Origin of the sequence: Amycolatopsis sp. lyj-346, from assembly GCF_046548975.1 — a bacterium.
GTDB lineage: Bacteria > Actinomycetota > Actinomycetes > Mycobacteriales > Pseudonocardiaceae > Amycolatopsis.
Genome location: NZ_JAJPWT010000054.1, coordinates 1 through 837, shown reverse-complemented (window position 1 = coordinate 837; position 837 = coordinate 1). Strand labels below are relative to the sequence as shown.

1 protein-coding gene is annotated in these 837 nt (G+C 65.9%); it reads left to right on the top strand.

Annotated features, from left to right (window positions below):
• Positions 1–368: 368 nt before the first annotated feature.
• The coding region (locus ACLJQE_RS44630; RefSeq protein WP_410645922.1) for an NB-ARC domain-containing protein at positions 369–837 on the top strand (469 nt) is incomplete at its 3' end.

Here is an 837-nt window from a genome sequence, read left to right as displayed (position 1 = left end):
CCAGCGGGCTGCTGGAGCGGGTCCGGGACGGAACTCCCTGGGACCGGGCGCACTGGGAGTTTTCCGACCACGTCCGGCAGCTGCTGCTGCGAGGCGCGCGACGCTCGGACACGGCCCACGCCGTGATTAGCGCGTCACGGCGGTTCGGGGACCGGAATCCGGTGCTGGCGCGGCTGCAGGCGGCACTGGCGGCGCCGGACGCAACGCCCGATCCGGTATTACCCGCGGCGACTCCGGCGGACATCGCCCTGGAGCGGGACCTTATGCGTGCGCTATCCGGGCCGTATCTTTCTCGGGCTGACCGGCTGGAGAGTAGAACTACGGCCATTGGTCAACACGGCGGTGACCCACCCACTACGATCCCGGCGGTGAGTGACATCATGTCGCAGGAACTCAAGCCGACGGGTTCCTCGAGCGAAGTTGCGGCCGACGTCCAGTCCGACACCGGGGCTGTCGATATTCCTCCACCGGTGAGCGAAGCAGCACCGGCTGTGCGGATGAAGATCGTGCGGGAGATCGCCGACGTGACCAGTCGAAGCGAACGCCGTTCCGGTGACGAGGCGCCACCCGTCTGGGGTGCGGTACCGCCCAAGAACCCCAATTTCACCGGAAGGCGTGAACTGCTCGATCAATTGAGCGAGCGGCTCGGAGCCGGCACCACAGCCGTCCTGCCTGCGGCATTGCACGGAATGGGGGGTATCGGCAAGACACAGATGGCGGTGGAATATATCTACCGGCACCTGAAGGATTACGACATCGTCTGGTGGATCCAGGCCACGCAAACCACCCAGATCCGCAAATCTCTCACCGAACTCGCCCAGCACCTGCGGCTGCCCG